General features: G+C 45.1%; 3 protein-coding genes. All 3 read right to left on the reverse strand.

Going from position 1 to position 6,171, the window contains the following annotated elements:
* Positions 1 to 978: 978 nt before the first annotated feature.
* Positions 979 to 3,483: a hypothetical protein gene (locus D0T84_RS15325; protein WP_370525512.1), complete on the reverse strand. Its 2,505-nt coding sequence runs from the start codon at positions 3,481 to 3,483 to the stop codon at positions 979 to 981.
* Positions 3,484 to 3,637: 154 nt separating this feature from the next.
* Positions 3,638 to 4,228, reverse strand: coding sequence for a sugar O-acetyltransferase (locus tag D0T84_RS15330; protein WP_163308738.1), 591 nt, complete (start codon positions 4,226 to 4,228; stop codon positions 3,638 to 3,640).
* A 239-nt stretch (positions 4,229 to 4,467) separates the two neighbouring features.
* Positions 4,468 to 5,772 carry an anaerobic C4-dicarboxylate transporter family protein gene (locus D0T84_RS15335; protein WP_163308763.1) on the reverse strand — a complete coding sequence of 435 codons (1,305 nt, stop codon included), beginning with the start codon at positions 5,770 to 5,772 and terminating at the stop codon, positions 4,468 to 4,470.
* Positions 5,773 to 6,171 lie beyond the last annotated feature (399 nt).

Below are 6,171 nucleotides of genomic sequence, written 5' to 3' on the forward strand. Positions count from 1 at the left end.
TTTTGGCCAAAGCTCCAAAAGTAAGCAAAAAAGCATTGCGCCCCGCTTCGCCGTACGACCCACCATCGGTTTGCCGGCTGAATGAAGTGATGAAAGATTCATCATTGCAATAATTGGCAGACGATGCTTAAAAGCGCCCGCACTTCATTCTACGCCGCCTGCACCGGGTGGGTACCCCGTACGCTGGCTAACGGCGCTGGCTGACGCCTGATTTGCAGGGTCTATCCTCTGTCTCGGCGTTGCGTTGCGACTCCGTGCATACGTTCCGCAGGCGGGGTACCCACCCGGTGCAGGCGGCGTGAAACGGGATGTTGTCCGAGCCGAAGGCGAGTTTCGTCCCGTTTAGCCGGCAAGCCGTTGGTGGGTCGCCGAGGGACAAAGCACTAGCCTTTTGCCTTCTTTTGGGCAATGCCAAAAGAAGGGGCAAGCCCGGGAGGGCGCGGCAGTAGGGAGCTGCCACTAATGTATTTAGCTTAGGATAGACTTTATGTAAAAAATAAAAGAACGTTTTAAGTAGCGAGGGCAGAACTGAATTAAAAATTCATGTTATGCCGAGTCACGACAAACAACGTTCACAGGAGCGAAGCGTATGTAAAACGACTAATGTAATTGAACATATAATTTAAACAAAAGCAAATACTGATTCGCATTATTCATATATGCGAATCAAGGGTTAAAAAGCATAGTAACTTATTGTCCCGAAGGGACTGAAGGTGGATAACCACGGGTAAAACCCGTGGCAGGAACAGACAGAAGAATATGTCTCCGTAGGAGGCAAATAGCAAAAACAAATGTCATTCGCCTCCTACGGAGACGGTCTCTCCCTATCCGATTTTTCCACGGGTTGTACCCGTAGTTATCCATATTAGCCCACTTCGTGGACTTAGAACCCTGACTGAAAAACAGAAGATTGATTTATAATAGTATACTGCAACCCAAAGGATGCGTCCCCTTATATATAGATGGAAATTGATTCTTTCAGAACCCCATACCCAACTGAAACATAAACCTGTTGGCGTCACTAGAGCCGAAGTAAGATATTTTACCTGTGAATTTCCGCAACAATGTAAGCCAGACCCCTCCGCCATAAGATGAGTGCCACATTTGAGAGTCATTGCTTGGATACCATACACGTCCGTGGTCTGCCCCTATAAAAATACCGTAATTGAGCGGGGTCAAAGGATTGTCGAGGCGTCCCATATCGAGCCTTATATCAGAATATTGGTAAAATGAGTGTTGCCCGATAAAACGGTTATTCCTGTACCCTCTGAGCTCGGTGGTCGCTGCCTGAAAGAAGTCGTACTTGTCGGAAAAAATCGATTTCCCTTTAAATAAGGTCGCGAAAGTAATTCTCTCCGTCAGTTTCAGGTTCACTCCAAGCTCCCCTTTCAGGTAAGCAAAATTCCGTTGCGGGTCTCTTGTATTCATTGTCCAGCCCGACGAAACGGATAACTTCACGGAAGAAACGAAATGCCGCATCTTCTTATCCAGTTCGTAAGCCGCCCCTAAATCAATGAAAAATTTAGAGGCAAAAATAGAATTGTCGTCCTCATAAAATTCATTGATATAACGGTCGCGGTTTTTAGGATTCTTTACCTTATAGGCCTCTACGGCAGCATAGATATTGAAAGTCTGGCCTTTGCTGATATTATAATAGAGTGATGGCTTCAGCATATACTTGTTGATATTCACTCGGTTGTAGTTCTTATTTTCATCCTTAAAACCATCGGTATTGTTCCCGAATCCGAAGAAGTTGGTAAAGTAGGCGGGGCTACCCACCTGTGCCATTACATGGAGGCTCTTTTTCTCATTATAGCTTGGGAAGATGCCCTGATATATAAACCCGTTCTTTACATCATAGCTTATCTGATGCATCCTTGTATATGGCGCGCGCCTGAACCCGTATACCGTATACGACATGGAAGTCCCCAGATTGAGCCCCATATCCGAGTCATAGATTCCTATCGGGGTAATGGAGAACGATGTATGGCGCAGCTGCTTGTAGTCATATTCCAGTGCGCTTTCGTCATTCGGAATTATAACCCTTGCTTTTTTCAGCGATTTCAGGGAATCTTTTTTGGATTCGCATTCGTAGACAAATACATTTTTGCCTTGCTTTACGTCATAGTCGTTATTACCCTTACCGCCTATCAGCAGGACGGCAATATTACTTTTCCCTTTATTTACTTCAAAACTATCGTCTCCCTCCAATCCGTATATCCATATCTCTTTGGTATGCTTCGGATTGTATTTTTTATTCAGGGTAAGCCGATCGGTCTCCTCATTGTAGACACGTATATGGAGTTCTTTCCCATTCTGGTCGATTACAAATCTGTCGTCTTTGTTCGTACCTGTTATTACAGGATTCCTTTGCAAGTCCGTATAATATTTCCGGGCTATGCCTTCCAGATTCCGACGCCTTGTTTTTAGGTTTTGTTTCAATCTTAGGACATCTTCATCCTGCATTTCCTGGGGCAGGCTGGCAAATGCCTCATCTATAACATAGTCAGTCAGTTCCGATTTCAATATTTGAGCTTGCTTCCGCCAGTCAGCAGCGGTACTGTTCTGTGTCAACGCAATATCCAAAGGCAGGGCTAATGTATTTATTTTCTTTATATTATTTATGTAAGCCTCGTAGTTGGTAATGAAGTTTACCCCAAGTATACCTAGCATACCTTTAAAAAGAAATCCGTCCACTTTGGTAAAAGCATGGCTTCTGTCTACTACCTGCGGTTGATAGACAACCGAGTCGCCTTTTGCAGCAGGTATCCAATACCAGTTTTCAGATATTTTGTTCCAGTCGCCTATCAGCATATCGAACAGCCTCATCTTGATGTATGTACTTTGATCGACAGATGTATAATGGTTGTTGTGCAAACTGTCAATCAATACATCGGCACTGGTGAGCACATTCTTTTCTTTTATTTCGGGTAATCGGGACACACTCACAAGCCTGTCTTTTAAATAGCTATAATTCAGAATCGTATCTGTCGTATTGCTCTGCGCCAGATAGTAGATATGGGAATTTATGGCGCAGATATTTGCCGACTTTGCGAGGCTTTCGGATACAAGAAACATATAGGGATGAACAATCGTATAGGCTTCTGCAATAAAATCGTTCAGGTATGTATCTTTAAAATCTTCATGGCGGTACACATCCCTGAAAAATTTAGATTCCAGAAAACTTGATGAACCTCCCAGTGGTTTGAGCAGGAATAGTTGATTCTTCTTGTTACCCCAAACATAAATATGCAGCATCGGAAGGTGCTTGACAAGGGATAATCCGCCATAAGATGTATTTAGGGATAAACCGGGAACGGTTACCGCTTTGTAGTATATGTCCCTGTAATGTTTTCCCCATGCCCATGTATAGAGCGAACCATGCTTCTTATGCTCATCGGTATAAATGGACTTTTCCACATTCTGCCCGAATAGAACAGGCATCGTGTCATTTGGATTGATCTGCGCTGCTATTTTAGACACGCAGCATAAACAAATGATATATAGAACAGTAATATAATATTTTTGTTTTTTTCTATACAATCTACTATAGATTTAATCGGTGTAATGATGCCGTTGTGGATAAGAACTGTAAAATTAATCAAAAATTGTGGACTAAGATATTCTCCGAGGCCTGTTATTCCAATTCTTTTATTACCCTGCACGGGTTACCTGCAGCCAGACAGTTTGCAGGAATAGATTTCGTTACCACGCTTCCGGCGGCTATAGTCGTATTATCGCCGATGGTTACACCACATAGTATAATCGCCCCGCCTCCAATCCACACATTAGAACCGATGGTAACGGGCGCCGAATAGGTTTTCCAGAAAGATGGGGCGGCATTTTCCTCCGTATTCTGCGACAGGCGTTCGTTGGGTTTTACAGGATGCGTAACGGCGTATATCTGTACACTGGGGCCAATACCCGTATTATCCCCTATCGTGATTTTATTGCAATCAAGAAATACACAGTTCATATTGATTTCGCAATTGTTCCCTATATGTATATTCTCGCCGTAGTCTACATAGAAGGGTGCTGTGATCCATACATTTTCGCCCTTCGAACCCAGTATTTCGCCCAGAAGCGTATCCAGTGTCTCCTTGTCGGTACTGTCAGTCCTGTTGTACCGTTCTGTTAACTTTTTTGCCAGATGCCATCGGGTAATAAGCGCGGGATCGCCTGCATCATAATATTCTCCGGCAAGCATTTTTTCTTTTTCAGTTTTCATAATGTTTATTTTATAATACATGATAAAAAATTATACGACTATTCTAACCCTTCCCCCTTCGGGGACTTCCCTTTATCAAAAGGGAAGAGTACCTGACGGATGAAACAGTATCTGTCCTCGCTTTGCGTCTCTCCCCTCGCTTCTCCCTCTCCTTTTGGGGAGAGCCGGGGTGGGGTCGGGAATGCCCAGAGGGCGAGGGATTGAAAGGTAATATTCTATTTTTGTCATGTACTATGATTTTATAGTCCTGTCAGGGTAATGATTAACAATCCGGTAGATACTGCCCCGATAGTCGCTACCAGACCGGGCAACATAAATGAATGGTTGAGTATCCATTTCCCGATACGGGTGGTTCCCGTGCGGTCGAAATTGATAGCAGCCACTACTGTAGGGTAGTTAGGCAGGAAAAAATATCCGTTTACAGTGGGGAAAAGTGCAATCAGCATCCAGGGGGATATCCCCAGTGCTATTCCCAACGGCATCAGTGCACGAACGGTCGCCGCCTGGCTATATAGCAGTATTGACATCACAAACAGGGCAACGCCGAATATCCACGGCATAGACCTTACAACACCCTCGATAGACGAACGGAGCTGTTCCATATTCCCATTGATAAAGGTATCTCCCATCCATGCTATCCCAAAGATGGCGACTACCGCCTGCATACCTGCTACAAAGACGGAACCTTGCGCCGCCTTTATACCATCGGTACGTGTAAAGAGCAAAATAAGAGCCGCCGCAGAGAGCATCAGTATCTCGATAATGATGGGCATTTCCAAAGTCTTATCGCCTATCTGCCGTAATCCGTCTATAGAGCCGAAAAGGATGATAAGCACTGTGGCAAGGATAAATATGAGGACAGACAACCCGGCTTTGCTTTTCAGTCTGCTGTCAACTTTATCGGTACGTTTATCCTGATCAAACATCCCGGCCTTGAGGCGTTGCAGGTACTCGGGGTCTTCGTGCAGCTCTTTTCCCATGCGCATACTGACAAGCGCGCCGAGCAGTACCCCTACAATTGTGGAAGGGATACTTATCATCAGTATATTCAGCAGGGAAATATCAAATCCGGCCAGCATACTTAGCAATGCTACCGTAGCAGCGGATATGGGACTGGCTGTAATAGCCTGTTGCGATGCGATTACGGCTATCGAAAGCGGCCGTTCGGGACGTATCTTTGTCTCGTGTGCCACTTCCGCTATCACAGGCAGCACAGAGTAAGCCACATGCCCTGTTCCGGCCACGAATGTAAACAGATAAGTGACAACAGGGCTGAACAATGTAATACGTTGCGGATGTCTCCGCAGGAATTTTTCGGCCAGGGAAACCATCAGGTCGAGCCCGCCCGCCGCCTGCATACAGCTAGCCGCAGCTATTACGGCAACTATCATCAGCATCACGTCGATAGGCGGAGAGGTGGGTTCCAGCCCGAATCCGAAAACGAGAATAGCCAGTCCGAGTCCGCCCATTACGCCAAGCCCTATGCCTTGCAGGCGTGCCCCCACAATAATAGCTACAAGGATAAAAAGAAACTGGATGAGCATATAATCCGATTTAAATGTTTTCAAATATAACGTCAGAAATAAGTGATTGTTTAGATATCGTTTTATATAAGTACTAAAAAGAAATTATTGTAATATTTTAGATTTTAACCCCTCTCCCTTTGGACACTCCCGCCCCCCGGCTCTCCCCAAAAGGAGAGGGAGAAGCGAGGCGAGAGTCGCAAAGCGAAGACAGATGCCGTTTGATGCGTAAGGCATTCTTCCCTTTTGATAAAGGGAAGTCCCCAAAGGGGGAAGGGTTAGACACCTAATGTAGTAATGCGAATCAAGGGTTAAAAAGCACAGTAACTTATTGTCCCGAAGGGACTGAAGGTGGATAACCACGGGTAAAACCCGTGGCAGGAACTGACTGAAGAATATGTCTCCGTAGGAGGCAAATAG

Origin of the sequence: Dysgonomonas sp. 521, assembly GCF_010501055.1 — a bacterium.
Lineage (GTDB): Bacteria > Bacteroidota > Bacteroidia > Bacteroidales > Dysgonomonadaceae > Dysgonomonas.